The sequence below is a fragment of the Thalassospira profundimaris genome, assembly GCF_003326795.1.
In the GTDB taxonomy this organism is placed as follows: domain Bacteria; phylum Pseudomonadota; class Alphaproteobacteria; order Rhodospirillales; family Thalassospiraceae; genus Thalassospira; species Thalassospira profundimaris_C.
In genome coordinates this window covers 74,674-92,409 of record NZ_JPWI01000010.1, presented here as the reverse complement: position 1 = coordinate 92,409, position 17,736 = coordinate 74,674, and the positions used below count along the sequence as shown (strand labels likewise).

Below are 17,736 nucleotides of genomic sequence, written 5' to 3'. Positions count from 1 at the left end.
GCATGGGATAACCACGTTAAATCATTCTCAGCTTTGCAAACGCTGAATGCCACCAAGATATTGCGAGATAGAATATGAACTTTGCCTCCGACAATGTGTCCCCGTTTTGCCCGGAAGTTCTCGAAGCATTGACGCTTGAAGCCAGCAGCAATGCACCGGCTTATGGTAGCGACGAAATCAGCCAGCAGCTTGATCGCACATTTTCCGATCTGTTTGACAAGGAGGTTGCGGTTATTCCCGTTGCAACCGGGACTGCGGCAAACTGCATCAGCCTGTCAGCCCTTGTCACACCATATGGCGGCGTTGTCTGTCACCACGAAGCCCACATCAATGAAGACGAAAGCACCGGTGTTGCCTTTTTCACCGGCGGGGCAAAGCTTCTTCCGATGGATGGGCCAACGGCCAAACTTGAAGCAACGGCACTTGATGCCTTTATTTCCGGTCAGGTCAATCGCGGGGTCCATTCGGTTGCCCCGGAATGTGTCGCGATCACGCAGGCAACGGAACTGGGCACCGTATATAGCCCGGCGGAAGTGACCGCCATTGGTGACATCTGCAAGAAACATGATCTGCGTCTTTTTATGGATGGTGCACGCTTTGCCAATGCAGTTGCTCATCTTGATTGCCATCCGGCCGACATCACCTGGAAAGCAGGCGTTGATGCCATCAGCTTTGGCGCGACCAAGAACGGCGCGATGGCGGTCGATGCCATTGTTCTGTTTGATACCAGCCTGAAAGGCCGGATCGAACAGGCGCGCAAACGCAGTGGCCATCTGCATTCCAAACATCGCTATCTGGCCACACAGCTTCTGGCCTATGTCAAAAATGACGTCTGGCTCAAGAATGCAGCACATGCCAATCAGGCAGCGTCCGCCCTTGCCGATCTTCTGATCGGACGCGGCGCGACCCTGGCCCATCCAAAAGACGGCAACGAGCTGTTTGTAAAACTGCCCGCAGAGCTTGCTGCAAAGCTGCGCGATGCGGGACTGATGTTCCATGCATGGCCGTCACTTGGTGCAGATGTTTATCGGTTCGTTGCGGCATGGAACACCGATATCGCGCAAATCTCTGAACTTCATACTACCCTGAGATAGGAAACCGGGGCTCGGACAAGGTATCAAATCGAACGAATCATTAAATTTCAACGGATTATGAATCGTTCAAATGCACATCCGAATGAAGTGATATTCCTTAATTACGTCCGAGCCCCGAAAAAAATGCACAGCTCCTATACGCAAATGGGGGAGTGAATTTCATAAAAATAACAAACACTTGACATAAATTCATCATTCAACGACCAAGGGCTTTCTACGTATAACCACGCAGCAAACGTTGACGATACCTAGAAACCCTGATTATTTTCCCTCGTCGATTGCCAACATAATATCTGTTGGATCGGGTAAACCCCGTCCGTTCCAATATGGCGTTGTCAAACATGACCTGTTCAAGATCATGTAGGCAGCAGTCACTTGTTCGGACCAGCCTTGAGGGAGGCATTTAATGAAAGCGAATTTCGTCAAAGTGGCGATTGGTGCAGGCCTGCTTGCTGCCACTGCACTTGCTGCTCCGACCGCCGCTTCGGCAAAAACTCTGGTATATTGCTCGGAAGGTAGCCCCGAAGGCTTCAACCCGTCGCTTTACACCGCAGGTACCACGTTCGATGCGTCCTCGCGTCAGGTTTTCAACCGTCTGGTACAGTTCAAGCGCGGCACCACCACCATCGTTCCGGGTCTTGCGACCAGCTGGGACGTTTCGGCTGATGGTCAGGAATATACCTTCAACCTGCGCAAAGGCGTGAAGTTCCACACCACCAAAGACTTCGCCCCGACCCGCGATTTCAATGCTGATGACGTGATCTTCACCTTCATGCGTCAGTTTGATAAAAACCATCCGTATCACGGTGTTTCAGGCGGCTCGTACGAGTACTTCAACGGCATGTCCATGCCGGACCTGATCAAGGACATCGTCAAGGTTGACGACTACACCGTAAAATTCGTTCTGAACCGTCCGGAAGCTCCGTTCATCGCCAACATGGCAATGGACTTCGCATCTGTTCTGTCGGCTGAATATGCTGACAAGATGATGGAAGCCGGCACTCCGGAACTGGTTGACCTTAACCCGGTCGGCACCGGTCCGTTCCAGCTGGTTCAGTATCAGAAAGATGCGGTTATCCGTTACAAAGCATTCCCGGAATATTGGGAAGGCAAAGCCGCAATCGACAACCTGATCTTTGCCATCACCCCGGACAGCACTGTTCGTTATCAGAAGCTGAAAGCCGGTGAATGCCATGTCATGCCGTACCCGAACCCGGCTGACCTGACCGAAATGGATGCAGATGCTTCCATCAACCTGCTGAGCCAGGAAGGTCTGAACGTCGGTTACCTTGGTTACAACACCGAGAAAGAGCCGTTCACCAATGTGAAAGTGCGTAAAGCACTGAACATGGCGATCAACAAAGACGCCATCATCGAAGGTGTATATCAGGGTGCGGGCGCTGCTGCCAAAAACCCGATTCCGCCGACCATCTGGTCTTACAACAACGACACCGTTGATGATCCTTATGATCCGGAAGCGGCGAAAGCCATGCTGGCAGAAGCCGGTTTCCCGGAAGGCTTCAAGACCGATATCTGGGCCATGCCGGTTCAGCGCCCGTACAACCCGAACGCACGCCGTATGGCCGAGCTGATTCAGGCTGACTGGGCAAAAATCGGTGTTCAGGCTGAAATCGTGTCCTACGAGTGGGGCGAATACCTTGATCGCACCAAAAAAGGTGAACAGGGTACCTTCATGCTCGGTTGGACCGGTGATAACGGCGACCCCGATAACTTCCTTGCAGTTCTGCTTGGCTGTGACGGTGTTGGCGGTTCGAACCGCGCTCGTTTCTGCAACGACGAATTCGAACAGCTGATTCAGCAGGCTAAAACCACCTCGGACGTTCTTGAGCGTACCCGTCTGTACGAAGAAGCTCAGCTGGTCTTCAAGCGTGAAGCACCGTGGGCAACCATCGCACACTCGATCGTTTTCGAACCGGTTCGTAACGAAGTTGTCGACTACAAGATTGATCCGTTTGGCGGTCACATCTTCTATGGCGTCGACATCAAAGAATAAGACCACCTAAAACCTTGTCGAAGAGGCCCGGTCTTCCGGGCCTCTTTGCAATTCCGCAATAGAGAGAGACGTCCACCCGTATCCTGACCGCGCGTGGATGCACAAAAAGGCCCGATGGCATGCTAGGATTCCTGTTTCGCCGTTTGGGAGACATCATCCCGACCTTCTTCGGTGTCACCCTTCTGGTATTCTTCCTGATCCGCCTCATTCCCGGCGACCCAATATTGATGTTGGCCGGAGAACGTGGTGTTGACGCAGCACGATACGCAGAACTTCAGGCACAATACGGCTTTGACCAGCCTATTATCGTCCAGTATTTCGATTACCTGATGGGTGTATTCCAGGGCGATCTTGGCAAATCTTTTGTCACCAAAAAACCTGTTCTGGATGAATTTCTTGTCCTCTTCCCGGCAACAGTCGAGCTTGGCCTGACGGGTATATTGTTTGCCGTTTGCCTTGGCGTACCGTTCGGTGTCCTTGCTGCCATCAATCGTGGAAAGTGGATCGACCATCTGACCATGTCTATTTCCCTGACCGGATATTCGATGCCGATTTTCTGGTGGGCGCTGCTTCTGATCATGTTCTTCTCGACAACGCTGGGCTGGACGCCGGTTTCCGGACGTCTTTCAGTCATGTATTACATCGAGCCGACCACCGGCTTCATGTTGATCGACACGCTTCTCAGCGACGAGAAAGGCGCATTCATCAGCGCCCTGCGCCACATGATCCTGCCAACCATTGCGCTTGGCACCATTCCAATGGCCGTGATCGCGCGCATGACCAGATCCTCAATGCTTGAAGTTCTCGGCGAGGAATATATCCGTGTTGCCCGTGCCAAGGGGCTTGCCCCGATCCGCGTGATCATGGTCCACGCACTTCGCAACGCCCTGATCCCGGTGATCACGGTCATCGGCCTTCAGGTCGGTGTTTTGCTGGCCGGTGCGATCCTGACCGAGACGATCTTTTCCTGGCCGGGGATTGGCAAATGGATCATCGAAGCCATGAACCGTCGCGACTATCCGACCATTCAGGGTGGCATTCTGATGATTGCCTTCCTTGTCATGGCCGTGAACCTGATCGTCGACCTTCTGTACGGGGTAGTAAACCCTCGTATCCGTCATAAACGCTAAGGGGACTGCGAAAGATGAGCGAGAATAATACCCCGTCCGCAGCCCCGGTGAACACTCTGGCGGAAGCCGCTGTTGAACCGATGGGCGCACCGCCCAGCCCGCTACGCGAGACCTGGGACTACTTCAAAAAGAACCGCGGTGCATTGGCTGGCCTGATCGTCATTGCGATCATTCTGTTCCTTGCGCTGACCGCACAATGGATTGCGCCGTTTGATCCGATTGCACAGGACCGTACCGCATTTCTTAAACCACCGGTCTGGATGGAAGGTGCCGATCCGCGTTACATCCTTGGCACCGATGCGGTGGGCCGCGATATCCTGTCGCGTCTGATCCACGGTGCGCAGCTGTCGGTTTCTATCGGCGTGTTTGTTGTCATCCTGTCGATGATTTCCGGTATCGTTCTTGGCATGGTTGCGGGATATTTCCGCGGTTGGGTCGAAGTCGCTATCATGCGCCTGATGGATATCATGCTGGCCCTGCCCAGCCTGATCATGGCGCTTGCCATTGTTGCGATCCTCGGCCCGGGACTTGAAAATGCGATGCTCGCCATCGCGATTGTCCAGTTACCGCATTATGTGCGTCTGACCCGCGCATCGGTGGTGTCCGAACTGAACAAGGAATATGTCATTGCATCGCAGATTGCCGGTGCCGGACATGTCCGCCAGATGTTCGTGAACATTCTTCCGAACTGCATGGCACCGCTGATTGTTCAGGGCACACTGGGTATTTCGAGTGCGATCCTTGACGCTGCTGCCCTTGGCTTCCTTGGCCTTGGCGCACAGCCGCCGCTGCCGGAATGGGGTACCATGCTGTCCGAAGCCCGTGAATTCGTGGGTTCGGCATGGTGGGTCATCACCTTCCCCGGCCTTTGCATCCTTGTCACCGTGCTTGCCTTCAACCTGATGGGTGATGGTCTGCGCGATGCCCTTGATCCCAAGATGAAACGGTAAGTCATGGCTCTTCTCGAAGTAAAAAACCTGACAGTCGAGTTCGGCTCCGAAGACAAGCCGTTTCGTGCTGTTGATTCAGTAAGCTATTCAGTTGATCGCGGCGAAGTTCTTGGCATCGTCGGTGAATCGGGTTCCGGTAAATCGGTATCATCGCTTGCCGTTATGGGCCTGATCGATTTTCCCGGTCGTGTCACAGCAGACGCCCTGACCTTTGACGGTCAGGACCTGTTGGGGATGCCTGCGAAACGTCGTCGCGAAATCACCGGCAAAGACATCGCCATGATCTTCCAGGATCCGATGTCTGCGCTTAACCCCTGCTTCACGGTCGAAGCCCAGATCATGGAAGCCCTTAAGGTCCATGAAGGCGGCACCAAGAAGCAGCGTCGTGAACGTACGCTCGAACTTCTTAATCAGGTCGGCATCCCCGATCCGAAGTCACGTATGACCGCCTATCCACATCAGCTTTCGGGTGGCATGAGCCAGCGTATCGTCATTGCGATGGCGATCGCCTGCAAGCCGCGTCTTCTGATCGCCGATGAACCGACCACGGCCCTTGATGTCACCATTCAGGCCCAGATCATTGATCTTCTGCTGAAACTGCAGGAAGACAGCGATATGGGGCTTTTGTTGATTACCCATGACCTTGCACTGGTGTCCGAGGCCGCCAACCGCATTCAAGTCATGTATGCGGGCCAGCTGTTTGAAAGCGGTCCTGCCGACAGCATCTTTGCCGCCCCGCGTCATCCGTATACGCAGGCGCTGCTTGAAGCATTGCCGGAACGTTCCGAGGGCCATGATCGCCTGCGCACTATCCCCGGCGTGGTTCCGGGCCAGTATGACCGCCCGACGGGATGTCTTCTGGCACCGCGATGCCGCTACGCCAATGAAAGCTGCATAAGCGCACGTCCGGAAGTCACTGACTTCAACGGACGCGATGTACGCTGCTTCTATCCGCTTAATGATCAGGGCCAGCCGACCGGCCTAACTGCCGATCTGGCCACCGGGGAGACTGTATAATGAGTTTTCTGGATACCAAACCCGGTGTTCCGCTTCTGGAATCCGATGACCTCGTCCGTCACTATGATGTTAATCGCGGTTTCGGCAAACCCGGCGCGACGGTCAAGGCGCTTGATGGTGTGTCCTTCACGCTTGAAGCCAAAAAGACGCTGGCAGTCGTTGGCGAGTCAGGTTGCGGCAAATCGACCCTTGGTCGTCAGCTGACCCTGATTGAAAAACCCAGTGCGGGCGCGCTGAAGATTAATGGCCATGCGGTCGGCAACCTTTCTGACAAGGATGCCAAAATTTTCCGCCGCACAGTTCAGATGATTTTCCAGAACCCTTACGGGTCGCTTAACCCGCGCAAGAAGGTCGGTCAGATTCTGGCCGAACCGGTGTTGCTGAACATGGATCACCTTGGTCGCAAGGAACGCGAGGAACGTGTTCGCGAAACCATGGCCAAGGTTGGTCTGCGCCCGGAATTCTTCCAGCGCTATCCGCATATGTTCTCGGGCGGGCAGCGTCAGCGTATCGCCATTGCGCGTGCTCTTATTCTGGAACCGAAAGTCATCGTTGCCGATGAACCGGTTTCTGCCCTTGATGTGTCGGTCCAGGCGCAGGTTCTCAACCTGATGATGGATCTTCAGGAAGAGATGAATGTCGCCTATGTCTTCATCTCGCACGATCTTTCTGTCGTCAGACATATTGCAGATGACGTCATGGTGATGTATCTCGGTCGCGTCGCTGAAAAAGGACCGACCGAAGAGATTTTTGCCAAGCCGTTGCATCCCTATACAAGGGCGCTTCTGGCATCGGCACCAAAGATCGATCCGGCACATCGTGTAAAGGCAGAACCGCTTACCGGCGAATTGCCTTCACCGATCAACCCGCCATCGGGCTGTGCGTTCCATAAACGCTGCCCGTTTGCGACCGAGGAATGCGCAAAGGTTCGCCCGGAACTGCGCAATTTCGAGGGCCGCGAAGTGGCGTGCCACCGGGTCGAGGAAATCGCCTGAGAACAGGCGATCACCCGGATGTCCGGGTAGACAAGGGAGCAAGGGGGCGCGCTTTAACCAGCGCGCCCCTGCGCATTTCGGAATGTCTTTCCATCAAATGGAAGTCAGGCCGATGAACGGGTCCGCTCGGTAAAGGCCAATAGCACCCCCGCCCCGACCAGAAGCGCACCCGATACACGATTAAGCATCCGCATATGACGCGCCGACCGGATCAGGCCTTTGACCTGTCCCCCCAGAAGTCCATAAACAAGCAAGACCGAACTTTCCATCGCAAGGAACGTCAAGCCCATGACCGTGAATTGCGCACCATAGGCCTGTGCAGGGTCAAGAAATTGCGGGAAGAAGGCGGTAAAAATCAAAATCGCCTTGGGATTGCCAATCGCCGTCAGAAATTCTGTGCGTGCCAGAGTAAAGGCACCGGGATAGGCCATAAGCACGACCTGCCCCGAACCGGTAACAGTATCGGCGTCAACATCATGCACCTTGGCAAGCCAGCTTTTGACACCAAGCCAAACCAGATAGACCGCCCCGACCCATTTAATGATCAGAAAGGCCGTTTCACTGGCCGCCAGAATAACGCCAAGCCCTGTTGCGGCAATCACGATCATCAGCGCAAAGGCCATGATACGCCCGACACCACCGACCGCCGCCGACACGACGCCGTAGCGGGCACCATTAAACATCGCAAGAAGGTTATTGGGGCCGGGAACCATCGACAACGCGATTGCCGCCCCGGCAAATAAAAGCCAGGTATCGAACTGCATGGGGCATATCCTGTATTTCGGAACAGCGCCCGAACTGGCCCCGTCCCGGATTGGTGACAGAGCGATTTCGCCTTAAAATCAGTCGCGCGTCAATGCTGCAATCATATCGGATGCTGCGGGCCATTTCGCGCTCAGGGTTGCACGTTTGCCCATAGAGAAGTCGGCAAAATCAAATCCCGGTGCGACCGTACATCCCAGCAAGGCAAACTTTCCGCCGGACTTGAGACGCGCGCCCTGCCAGACATTTTTGGGCACGACCATTTGCGGTTTCTGCCCGGCCAGAAGGTCCTTGCCGATTTCGACACACTTGTGCGTTCCGTCCTCGAACAGCTGAAGCTGTTCGACAGCATCGCCCAGATAATGATGGAAAATTTCGTCACTGGTCAGAATATGCATCCCCGAAAAGGTATCGGGTGTCAGCAGGTAATAGATCGCCGTTCCGGTACTGCGTACACCAAGATAGCGGTTACCGGGATTGCATGTTTCAAAGGCGCGGAACGTCTCGGCGTAATATCCGCCTTCGGGATGGGGTTGCAGCCCCAGCTTGGCAATCAGATCGTCGATGGTGATGTTTTCTGACATTGCGGGCTCCCTCTGACCAACGGCGACTATTTCCCCATCATGACGAAAAAAGGGGAAAGGCGCAAACCTTCCCCCTGAAAATCGGCCATCAAACCGACGCCATAACTGCAATCAGTTTGCGTTACGGTTCATTCCGCCATGATCCATATTACCATGGTTCATCGCCCCCATGCCCGCCGGGCCCTTGGCCATTGCATCCATGACATTGATCATAACCGGAACATCGCCAGCCTTCTCAAATTCAAGTATCACCTGAACCATCTCGCCTTCTTCGAGCGGCTTTTTCAGCCCCATCATCATGACGTGATAGCTGCCCGGCTTGAACATGACTTCGCCATGCATCGGAACATCAACACCGCCTTCGACCTGACGCATTTTCATGACATTGTTGTCCATGATGTGGGTGTGGAGTTCGGTCTTGGCTGCAAGATCGCTGCGCACGCCAACAATCCGGTCCGCATCGCCGTTATTCACAACGACAAAGAACGCAGCACCATTGCGCACCTGACCAAGAGAAGCCTTTGCCCAGGCATCCTTGACTTCAATATCGGCCGCAAAGGCATTGCTAACAACAAACAGCGACGCCAAAGTCGCAATGACAGCAAAGAATTTTTTCATGGAGTTTCATCCGTCTTTTGCCTGCGCGTGGCAGGTCTGATTTCATCAAGAGTTCGTTTTGGAAATCAGATAGCGACTGGCGGTGCACGTGAATGATGTACACGCAGAACTTCGCGACCATCCGCCTTGCCATTTGCCACAGCAAAGCGCAGATGATGGACAACCGGAACCGGCACCATATCGGGTAGTTCAATGGCAACAACCGCCCCGTGATGGGTCGCACAAAGCGAACAAAACGCATGACCGGCCATTGGGGGCGGATTGTCTGGTCGGGTGTGTTGATCCCCGTCCTTATCCGCCAGATTGACGGGCTCGATGCCATTTGGCGTACAGATCAGAACAACGTTGCCACCCGGAACAGCATCCGCGGCATTGGCCTGCGAAATTCCGGTGGCATGGCCAGTGATCAGGGCCGGGATCAGGCCGGACTGGGTGATACCTGCAAGCAGGATCACAAACGCCATCAGCCAAGTCTGAAGGACGCGGCTGACAGATATACCGCGACACTCGCGGTTATGGCGTTTGGTTGAGAACATCTGGCTGATATGCCCCAATTCATCCTTACCCGCAATGACATTGATCAAAGATGCCCCTGACAGCCTTCCCCGACAAACGCTCACCTGTGACCGGGGAAATGTCTGTCCGGCCATTGGTGGCGTCAGGTCATCAGTCAGGCCGCATCAGATCATGTCGCGTGCCTGAACCAGTTCGTCGAATTTCGCACCATCAAGGAAGCCCAGCGCAATGCAGGCTTCTTTCAGGCTGCTGCGATCCTTGTGGGCTTTTTTCGCAACAGCGGCGGCATTATCATAGCCAATATGCGGTGCCAGAGCCGTCACCAGCATCAGACTTTGTTCGACATAATGGTCGATCTTTTCCTGATCGGCTTCGAGCCCGGCAACACAGTTATCGGCAAAGCTGACTGACGCATCGGCAATCAGGCGAATAGATTGCAGCAGGTTATAGATAATCACCGGCTTGAATACATTCAGGTCCAGATGTCCGTTTGATCCGCCAACCGTCACGGCAACATGATTGCCCATGACCTGCGCGCACACCATCGTCAATGCTTCGGCCTGTGTCGGATTGACCTTGCCCGGCATGATTGATGATCCGGGTTCGTTGGCCGGAAGAACCAGTTCGCCCAAACCGCAACGCGGCCCTGAACCAAGCAGGCGAATGTCATTGCCAATCTTCATCAGCGATGCTGCAAGCACATTCATGACGCCCGACATTTCAACGCAGGCATCATGGGCAGCAAGGGCCTCGAACTTGTTTTCAGCCGTGGCAAAGGCAATTCCGGTGATTTCGGAAACCTGTCTGGCGAATTCGACGTCAAATCCCTTGGGCGCGTTCAGCCCGGTGCCCAGTGCGGTACCGCCCTGGGCCAGCTTGCGCAGACGTTTAAGCGCATCATCAATACGTTCAAGACCAATGGCAATCTGCGCGGCATAGCCCGAAAATTCCTGACCAAGCGTCAAAGGCACCGCATCCTGCATATGGGTGCGGCCAATTTTGACGATATCGGCAAAGGCATTGACCTTGGCCTCAAGCGCGCGGCGCAAATGAACAAGTGCCGGTTTCAGGGACTTTTCAACCTCAACCACTGCGGCGATATGCATGGCTGCCGGGAAGCTGTCATTGGACGACTGTCCACGATTGACATGATCATTGGGATGAACCGGATCACGCATCCCCATCGGTTTACCCAGGATTTCGCACGCCCGGTTGGCGATGACTTCGTTGACATTCATATTGGTCTGGGTGCCCGATCCGGTCTGCCAGACAACAAGTGGAAAATGATCCAGCAGCTTGCCATCGGCAACTTCGCATGCCGCGGCCTCAATGGCATCGGCAAGGTCGGCATCAAGATTGCCAAGAGCAGCATTTGCGCGCGCCGCGGCCAGTTTCTGAATCCCGAACGCCCTGATCAGCGCATCGGGCATCCGTTCACCACCGATTTTGAAATTCTGCTTTGAACGCTGGGTTTGTGCGCCCCAGTACCGGTCGGCGGGAACCTCGACGGTGCCCATGGTGTCTTGTTCGGTACGGGTGGTCACTTGATTGGTCACGATAGATATCCTCCGTGTCAGACGTCAAACTGACCGGGGCGGGAAACCCGGTGCAACAGCCACTTGGTTCAGGTTACAAACTGTTGACCGGAAATATGGGTCGGATCAAGAACGAAGGCAAATGCAAATAATATTTGTTTGCATTCAAACCCTTGGTGCCCTAGCCGACTTTTTCAGACCGCTCTTGCCAGGCCAGCAACCTGATCCCGGCACGTTCGAGCTGTGATGTGATTTCCGGGGTTGGCGGGCGATCAGTGATGATCCCTGTCAGATCCTCAAGCGGGGCGACATTTTCAAGATAACGCTGATCAAATTTGGTGTGATCAACCATCAGCCATGTTTCATCGGATCGTTCCATCATCGCGCGTTTAACGGCAACCGCCCGGCGGTTCACGTCGCTAAACCCCTGACGCGAAACACCGGATGCACCGATAAAGGCAATATTGGCGTGGAAGCGTCGCAGATAGTCGACCGTGTCACTGCCATAAACCGCATTTTCGCGACGATCAAACTGGCCCGGACACATCAGAACGTCATCATAATCCGCCAGATCAGCCATACCATGCACAACCGCATAACAGTTGGTCAGGAAGGTACGTGGCAGCGCACTGCGCCGTGCGGCAAGAAACGGCGCGATCTGTGCCACTGTTGATCCGGCATCAATCATCGCAACATCTCCGGACCGCACCATATCAGCCGCCAGCATACCGATGCGTTCGAACCCGGCCACCGCAGATAATTGCCGTTCCGCCAGATCGGGCTGATGGCCCATCGGTCGCGCTGATGCCCCGCCAAACTCACGCTTGATCAGGCCTTCCTCGCTCATGGCGTCAAGATCACGGCGGATTGTTTCCGTCGCCACATCGAATCGCTCTGCCAATGTGGCAACTCTCACATGCGGATGAACCTGCAGTTCATGCAGAATGCGTTGTTGTCTTGCTTTTTTTCCCAAACGCAAAGCCATATCCCCCTGAAGATTGGCTATTTCCATGATGTTTCATCTATTCTATCAACCTCTCCTGAAATCTTTTGTTACAGTTTTATGTTGATTTCTCAACTTTTTCGAATTCATAATGTTGATAAAAGCAACAATAAAACCAACAAAACCACATCATAAATGGCTGAAAGCCAGCGTTCACAGGGAAGAAAGGTTCAGTAGCCGTGTTTTCATATCCGAAAAAAATTGACAGCCTGAAGCTCACCACACTGCTTGCTGCGGTTGGTATGCTTGGTTTCACTGCTGCCCCGGCAGCTGCTGCTGACGATTGCATCGCGCGTGGCGATCTTGACCAGCTTTATTGCGACATGGATGGCGATCTGGTGGCCGATGCACCGCCTGCTGATCAGCTTGTCGATCCGGACACTCTTGTCTTTGCATATACCCCGGTCGAAGACCCGGCTGTTTATGCCGACATCTGGGAGCCGTTCCTTGAGCATCTTGAAAAAGTAACCGGCAAGGACGTTCACTTCTTTGCCGTTCAGTCGAACTCGGCCGAAGTTGAAGCCATGCGTTCGGGTCGTCTGCATGTTGCAGGTTTCTCGACCGGTCCGACGCCGTTTGCAGTTAACCTTGCCGGTGCGGTTCCGTTTGCCCTGATGGGTGGGGATGACGGCCGCTTCGGTTACACTCTTCAGCTTTATACCCGCGTTGACAGTGGCATCAACGAACTGGCCGATCTGAAAGGCAAGCGTGTCGCGCACACCTCGCCGACTTCGAACTCGGGCAACCTTGCACCGCGTGCCCTTCTGCCGGGTCAGGGCGTCGTTCCGGAACAGGATTACGAAGTTGTCTATTCCGGATCGCATGACCAGTCGATCCTTGGCGTTGTTGCCGGCGACTATGATGCAGCTCCGGTTGCCTCCGAAGTTGTCGAACGTATGGCCCAGCGCGATCTTTACGACCCGAAAGAAGTGAAGATCATCTACGAAAGCAAGCGCTTCCCGACCACTTCGTTCAACTATGCCTATAACCTGAAGCCGGAACTGGTCGAAAAGATCAAGGAAGCCTTCTTTACCTTCGACATGAAGGGCACCGCCCTTGGTGAAGAATTCAAAGGTGTTTCGAAATTCATCCCGATCACCTACCAGAATGACTGGGCAGTCATTCGCGAAATCCAGGCAGCCAACGGTGTCAAATACACCCCGGATAACCTGAAGTAATCCGCATTTCTCAAACGACGTCGATATCACAGGGCCCGGCTTGCCGTGGCCCTGTGTCGTCTCCCATTCAAACCGGGGTAACGCAATGCTGCGTATCAAAGAACTTGTAAAACGCTATGGCGAAGAAAAGGCAGTGTTGAAGAACCTGAACCTTGAAGTGCCTGGCGAAAGTGTTGTTTCGATCATCGGCGCATCGGGAGCAGGTAAAAGTACCCTTCTGCGCTGTATCAACCGTCTTGTTGAACCGTCATCGGGCTCTATCGAGCTTAATGGCACTGAACTGACCAAGCTTGAAGGCAAGGCGCTGCGTCTGGCGCGCCGCCGTATCGGCATGGTGTTTCAGGGCTTCAACCTGATTGACCGCCTGACGGTCATGGAAAACGTTCAGTCCGGCCGCCTCGGTTATCTTCCGGCATGGCGTGCTGTGACCCGCAATTACCCCCAAGAAGATATCGACCGCGCCTTCCACCTGATGGAGCGCGTTGGTATTGCCCATTACGCAAACAAGCGTGCCGATGAATTGTCCGGCGGCGAGCGCCAGCGTGTTGGCGTTGTGCGCGCCCTGATGCAGGAGCCGGAAATTCTGCTGGCCGATGAACCGACCGCGTCACTTGATCCGAAAACATCGCGCCAGATCATGGAACTGCTGCGCGCGCTCGCATCCGAGTTGCACCTGCCGGTTCTGATCAATATTCACAACGTGAATGAAGCCAAGGAATATACCCAGCGCATCGTCGGCATGCGGTTTGGTCGCATCATTTTCGATGGCGAACCGACCGATCTGAACAATGACGCCATGGACGAAATTTATGCAGGTGTCCCCGCCGAAGAACGTGGTGGCGCCGAAAGCAGTACGCATTTGCGCGAGGTAGCAGCAAGATGAGCAGCACCGTTCAAACAACGGGCCGCACATGGAAGAAGCCACCCTTTATTGCCAACCCCGTGTTGCGCTGGGGTCTTCTGATTGCTGTGGTCGGCTATGTATGGTGGGCTGTCACCAGCCTTCCATTTGACTGGGAACGCATTCAGGACGGCGTTCCGCGCGCCATCCGTATTTTCAAAGGCGCCTTCCCGCCAAGTTTCATTCGCGGCGAGCTGCTGTTTGACGGCTTTATGGAAAGCATCAAGATCGCGATTGTATCAACCCTTCTCGGGTTGGCACTGAGCATTCCGATTGCCTTTGCATCCGCATCAAACATCGCCCCCAAATGGCTTTACACCATCGGGCGCGGCTTCATCATTGTGGCGCGTTCCTTCCACCCGGTCATCGTTGCCATCCTGTTTGTCAAAGCAGTCGGTTTTGGTCCGCTGGCAGGCATTCTGACCCTGACGATCTATTCCATCGGTTTCGTTGCCAAAATGCTGGCCGAACGGATCGAGGAAATCGACTGGGGTCAGGTCGAAGCCGTCCGTGCGGCTGGCGCACCGACCTTTGTCACCCTGCTTTATGCCGTCATTCCGCAAATCATGCCCCGTCAGATCGGTCTTTCGATCTATCAGCTTGATAGCAACCTGCGTGCTTCGGCGATTGTCGGCATTGTGGGTGCAGGCGGCATCGGCTCGACGCTTCTGAACGCCTTCGGGCGCTACGACTATGACTTTGCGCTGGCCATCACCCTTTGCATCATCGGTGTGATCCTTGTCAGTGAGGCCATCAGCGGCCGGATCAGGAGGAACCTATGGTAGCCACCACTCAACCGACCGGACCGGACGCAATCGCCCATCGCGAATGGTCTCGCTATACCTCCAAGGAACGCTGGCGTCGTTACGGCCTGATGGCACTGGTTGCACTTGCCGTTGTCTGGTCACTTTCGACCATCAACGTCATCTGGCCGTGGCTTTGGGATGCGCCGCAACAGATGGGTGATCTGTTTGGCCGTATGTTTCCGCCGTCACTTGAAGGCTGGAAAGACATTGCCTGGACGCTGCTTGAAACCGTCAATATCGCAACGATTGCGACATTCTTTGCTGTGTTCCTGTCCTTGCCGATTGCCCTGATCGCTGCCCAGAATACCACGCCCAACCGCTTTACCCTGTGGCTTGGCCGGTTCATTCTGGTGTCATCGCGCTCGGTCAACACCATCATCTGGGCATTGCTTTTTGTGGCCGTGTTCGGACCCGGTGTGCTTGCCGGTATTCTGGCAATCATTTTCCGCTCGATTGGCTTCCTTGGCAAATTGCTGGGCGAGGCAATCGAGGAAATCGACCGTGCCCCGATCGAGGCACTGGAATCTGTTGGCGCATCGCGTTTCAAGATTCTGGTCTACGGGGTTATCCCGCAAGTCATGCCGACCTTCTTTGCCGTTTCCATTTTGCGTTGGGATATCAATCTGCGCGAAAGTACGGTTCTGGGTCTGGTCGGTGCGGGTGGTATCGGCATCATCCTTCAGGGTGCGATTGATACCTTTGCCTGGCAGACGGTTGCCACCATCCTTCTGGCGATCATCGGTCTGGTCATTATCGGCGAAGCCATCTCAGCTTACCTGCGTAAAAAGGTGATCTGACGTGGACAAGACATACGACCTTCTGGTCGTAGGCGGCGGCATCAATGGCGCAGGTATTGCCCGTGATGCCGCCGGTCGCGGACTTTCTGTTCTTCTGGTCGAACAGCGCGACCTTGCCTCGGCCACCTCTTCCTCTTCGACCAAGCTGATCCATGGCGGCCTTCGCTATCTTGAACATTACGAATTCCGGCTGGTGCGTGAAGCCCTGCAGGAACGTGAAGTTCTTCTTGCCGCAGCCCCACACATCATCTGGCCCCTGACATTTGTCCTGCCCCATCACAAGGGCCTGCGTCCGCAATGGATGCTGCGTGCCGGTCTGTTTTTGTATGACCATCTGGCCAAACGCAAACGCCTGCCGGGGTCAAAGGCGCTCAGCCTTGCGGGCACACCGGAAGGCAATCCGTTAAAGGCACAATTCACACGCGCCTTTTCCTATTCGGATTGCTGGGTCGATGATGCCCGTCTGGTGGTTTTGAACGCGCAGGATGCCAAGACACGGGGTGCTGAAATCTGCACGCGGACCCGGTGTGCCAATCTGGTCCGCCAGATTGATTACTGGGACGCTGAACTGATTGACGCAGCCGGATCAACGCGCACCGTCAAGGCGCGTGCGGTTGTCAATGCGGCCGGACCATGGGTCACCCGGATGGTCGAGAATGCCGGACTTGGTGACAAGGCCGCCGGTCTTCGACTGGTCAAGGGCAGCCACATCATCGTGCCGCGTATCCATGATCATGATCACTGCTATATTTTCCAGAATGACGACGGACGCATTGCCTTTGCCATTCCCTATCAGCGTGATTACAGCCTGATCGGCACCACGGACGTTCCCTATAAAGGCGATCCGTCCGAAGTCAAAATCAGTGATCCGGAAATTGATTACCTGCTCGAACTGGTCAATGGCTATCTGGCAAAGCCGCTTGGTCGGGATGACGTGGTTTGGGATTATTCCGGTGTTCGTCCACTTTATGACGACAAGAATGCCAATGCATCGGCAGTGACCCGTGATTACGTGTTTGATCTTGATACAGGCTCTGCCGGTAATGCCCCGGCGATCCTGTCGATCTATGGCGGCAAGATCACGACCTATCGCAGGCTTGCCGAACATGCCATGCAGAAACTTTGCCCCGTTCTGGGCAACAAGTCACCGGACTGGACGGCAAATGCCACACTTCCGGGCGGCGATATGCCGGACGGCGATTACAATCGCTTTGTTGCCGATCTCAAGACCCGGTTTGACTGGGTAACACCGGCATTGCTTGATCGTCTGGCGCGTTGCTATGGCACGGCAACCCGAACAATTTTGGGTCACGCCACGTCAATGGCTCAATTGGGCCAAGAGGTTGCCCCAAACCTGTATGAAGCTGAACTGCACTACCTGATTGCCAATGAATGGGCCTGTGACGCAGAAGATGTTCTGTGGCGCAGAACCAAGCTTGGTCTCGGGATGCAGCCTGATCAGGTCGATGCTGTCCATCACTGGTTTGCCGCCCAAGCCCGGCTTGGTCAGGCTGCACAATCATCCCGTCAGGCCGGTTGACGCAATCCGTCCCATTTGACGAACTCGTGGGCGATGAAATCTTCCATCATCGCCCGCCACATCCGTTCAGCCATATCCTTGTCAAAGCCGTCAATTTCGCATTGGGCTTTGACCTTGGTGATCACGTCCTCGATGCGGTCCTCGTCACGGACCGCATCGCGTGACGGTTTGATGCGTGCTGCCTGTTCTATGTAATTAAGCCTTTCAGCCATCAGCGCCACAAGCAGCCGGTCAATCCGGTCCACATTGGCACGAACCTCGGACATGGTTTCGCAATGATTGGCCTTAACGCTCAT

18 protein-coding genes are annotated in these 17,736 nt (G+C 54.7%); 11 read left to right on the top strand and 7 right to left on the bottom strand.

Annotation, left to right across the window (positions count from 1 at the left end; translation table 11 throughout):
* The first annotated feature begins 74 nt into the window (after positions 1-74).
* The 6 genes from TH30_RS15305 (at position 75) to TH30_RS15280 (ending at position 7,200) form a co-directional block, all read left to right on the top strand.
* On the top strand, positions 75-1,094 hold the full coding sequence (locus TH30_RS15305; protein ID WP_114098960.1) for a threonine aldolase family protein: 1,020 nt from the start codon (positions 75-77) through the stop codon (positions 1,092-1,094).
* Positions 1,095-1,500: 406 nt separating this feature from the next.
* Positions 1,501-3,108 (top strand): ABC transporter substrate-binding protein, encoded by a 1,608-nt coding sequence (locus TH30_RS15300; protein WP_114098959.1) that lies wholly within the window; start codon positions 1,501-1,503, stop codon positions 3,106-3,108.
* Between the two features lie 119 nt (positions 3,109-3,227).
* Positions 3,228-4,238: an ABC transporter permease subunit gene (locus TH30_RS15295; protein WP_114098958.1), complete on the top strand. Its 1,011-nt coding sequence runs from the start codon at positions 3,228-3,230 to the stop codon at positions 4,236-4,238.
* A 14-nt stretch (positions 4,239-4,252) separates the two neighbouring features.
* A complete protein-coding gene (locus tag TH30_RS15290) occupies positions 4,253-5,188 on the top strand; it encodes an ABC transporter permease subunit (protein ID WP_181850325.1) in 936 nt (311 codons plus the stop codon).
* A gap of 3 nt (positions 5,189-5,191) precedes the next feature.
* A complete protein-coding gene (dppD, locus tag TH30_RS15285; protein ID WP_114098957.1) occupies positions 5,192-6,205 on the top strand; it encodes a dipeptide ABC transporter ATP-binding protein in 1,014 nt (337 codons plus the stop codon).
* A complete protein-coding gene (locus tag TH30_RS15280) occupies positions 6,205-7,200 on the top strand; it encodes a dipeptide ABC transporter ATP-binding protein (RefSeq protein WP_114098956.1) in 996 nt (331 codons plus the stop codon). Before dppD ends, TH30_RS15280 begins: the two co-directional genes overlap by 1 nt.
* 104 nt (positions 7,201-7,304) lie before the next feature.
* Here TH30_RS15280 and TH30_RS15275 read toward each other — a convergent pair whose 3' ends face one another.
* The 6 genes from TH30_RS15275 to TH30_RS15250 all read right to left on the bottom strand — a co-directional run bounded on the left by TH30_RS15275 (position 7,305) and on the right by TH30_RS15250 (position 12,227).
* Positions 7,305-7,964: a LysE family translocator gene (locus TH30_RS15275; protein WP_114098955.1), complete on the bottom strand. Its 660-nt coding sequence runs from the start codon at positions 7,962-7,964 to the stop codon at positions 7,305-7,307.
* A gap of 78 nt (positions 7,965-8,042) precedes the next feature.
* Positions 8,043-8,546 (bottom strand): cupin domain-containing protein, encoded by a 504-nt coding sequence (locus TH30_RS15270; protein ID WP_114098954.1) that lies wholly within the window; start codon positions 8,544-8,546, stop codon positions 8,043-8,045.
* Positions 8,547-8,657: 111 nt separating this feature from the next.
* Positions 8,658-9,164, bottom strand: coding sequence for a copper chaperone PCu(A)C (locus tag TH30_RS15265; protein WP_114098953.1), 507 nt, complete (start codon positions 9,162-9,164; stop codon positions 8,658-8,660).
* A 65-nt stretch (positions 9,165-9,229) separates the two neighbouring features.
* Positions 9,230-9,748: a DUF2946 family protein gene (locus tag TH30_RS15260; RefSeq protein WP_181850323.1), complete on the bottom strand. Its 519-nt coding sequence runs from the start codon at positions 9,746-9,748 to the stop codon at positions 9,230-9,232.
* A 96-nt stretch (positions 9,749-9,844) separates the two neighbouring features.
* A complete protein-coding gene (gene fumC, locus TH30_RS15255; RefSeq protein ID WP_220150331.1) occupies positions 9,845-11,236 on the bottom strand; it encodes a class II fumarate hydratase in 1,392 nt (463 codons plus the stop codon).
* Between the two features lie 160 nt (positions 11,237-11,396).
* Positions 11,397-12,227, bottom strand: a complete 831-nt coding sequence (locus TH30_RS15250) for a DeoR/GlpR family DNA-binding transcription regulator (RefSeq protein ID WP_258548745.1) — start codon at positions 12,225-12,227, stop codon at positions 11,397-11,399.
* A gap of 170 nt (positions 12,228-12,397) precedes the next feature.
* Here TH30_RS15250 and phnD point away from each other — a divergent pair, with 170 nt between their 5' ends.
* The 5 genes from phnD (at position 12,398) to glpD (ending at position 17,440) form a co-directional block, all read left to right on the top strand.
* Complete coding sequence (gene phnD / locus TH30_RS15245) at positions 12,398-13,396, top strand: phosphate/phosphite/phosphonate ABC transporter substrate-binding protein (RefSeq protein ID WP_114098951.1); 999 nt, start codon at positions 12,398-12,400, stop codon at positions 13,394-13,396.
* 85 nt (positions 13,397-13,481) lie between these two features.
* Positions 13,482-14,279, top strand: coding sequence for a phosphonate ABC transporter ATP-binding protein (gene phnC / locus TH30_RS15240; protein WP_114098950.1), 798 nt, complete (start codon positions 13,482-13,484; stop codon positions 14,277-14,279).
* On the top strand, positions 14,276-15,082 hold the full coding sequence (gene phnE / locus TH30_RS15235; protein ID WP_114098949.1) for a phosphonate ABC transporter, permease protein PhnE: 807 nt from the start codon (positions 14,276-14,278) through the stop codon (positions 15,080-15,082). The genes phnC and phnE (TH30_RS15235) overlap by 4 nt, the downstream gene beginning before the upstream one ends.
* Positions 15,076-15,900, top strand: coding sequence for a phosphonate ABC transporter, permease protein PhnE (gene phnE / locus TH30_RS15230; protein ID WP_114098948.1), 825 nt, complete (start codon positions 15,076-15,078; stop codon positions 15,898-15,900). The genes phnE (TH30_RS15235) and phnE (TH30_RS15230) overlap by 7 nt, the downstream gene beginning before the upstream one ends.
* A 1-nt stretch (position 15,901) precedes the next feature.
* Positions 15,902-17,440 (top strand): glycerol-3-phosphate dehydrogenase, encoded by a 1,539-nt coding sequence (gene glpD / locus TH30_RS15225; protein ID WP_114098947.1) that lies wholly within the window; start codon positions 15,902-15,904, stop codon positions 17,438-17,440.
* On the opposite strand, the gene TH30_RS15220 is transcribed toward glpD, so the two are convergent.
* The gene (locus TH30_RS15220) at positions 17,428-17,736 is read right to left on the bottom strand and encodes a chorismate mutase (RefSeq protein ID WP_114098946.1); all 309 of its coding nucleotides are present in this window, start codon (positions 17,734-17,736) and stop codon (positions 17,428-17,430) included. The genes glpD and TH30_RS15220 overlap by 13 nt on opposite strands.

Bases quoted from the DNA above. Each gene is read 5' to 3' on its own strand.
- TH30_RS15305 (WP_114098960.1), top strand. From the start codon at position 75: ATGAACTTTGCCTCCGACAATGTGTCCCCGTTTTGCCCGGAAGTTCTC.
- TH30_RS15300 (WP_114098959.1), top strand. From the start codon at position 1,501: ATGAAAGCGAATTTCGTCAAAGTGGCGATTGGTGCAGGCCTGCTTGCT.
- TH30_RS15295 (WP_114098958.1), top strand. From the start codon at position 3,228: ATGCTAGGATTCCTGTTTCGCCGTTTGGGAGACATCATCCCGACCTTC.
- TH30_RS15290 (WP_181850325.1), top strand. From the start codon at position 4,253: ATGAGCGAGAATAATACCCCGTCCGCAGCCCCGGTGAACACTCTGGCG.
- dppD (WP_114098957.1), top strand. From the start codon at position 5,192: ATGGCTCTTCTCGAAGTAAAAAACCTGACAGTCGAGTTCGGCTCCGAA.
- TH30_RS15280 (WP_114098956.1), top strand. From the start codon at position 6,205: ATGAGTTTTCTGGATACCAAACCCGGTGTTCCGCTTCTGGAATCCGAT.
- TH30_RS15275 (WP_114098955.1), bottom strand. From the start codon at position 7,964: ATGCAGTTCGATACCTGGCTTTTATTTGCCGGGGCGGCAATCGCGTTG.
- TH30_RS15270 (WP_114098954.1), bottom strand. From the start codon at position 8,546: ATGTCAGAAAACATCACCATCGACGATCTGATTGCCAAGCTGGGGCTG.
- TH30_RS15265 (WP_114098953.1), bottom strand. From the start codon at position 9,164: ATGAAAAAATTCTTTGCTGTCATTGCGACTTTGGCGTCGCTGTTTGTT.
- TH30_RS15250 (WP_258548745.1), bottom strand. From the start codon at position 12,227: ATGGAAATAGCCAATCTTCAGGGGGATATGGCTTTGCGTTTGGGAAAA.
- phnC (WP_114098950.1), top strand. From the start codon at position 13,482: ATGCTGCGTATCAAAGAACTTGTAAAACGCTATGGCGAAGAAAAGGCA.
- phnE (WP_114098949.1), top strand. From the start codon at position 14,276: ATGAGCAGCACCGTTCAAACAACGGGCCGCACATGGAAGAAGCCACCC.
- phnE (WP_114098948.1), top strand. From the start codon at position 15,076: ATGGTAGCCACCACTCAACCGACCGGACCGGACGCAATCGCCCATCGC.
- TH30_RS15220 (WP_114098946.1), bottom strand. From the start codon at position 17,736: ATGAGCGTTAAGGCCAATCATTGCGAAACCATGTCCGAGGTTCGTGCC.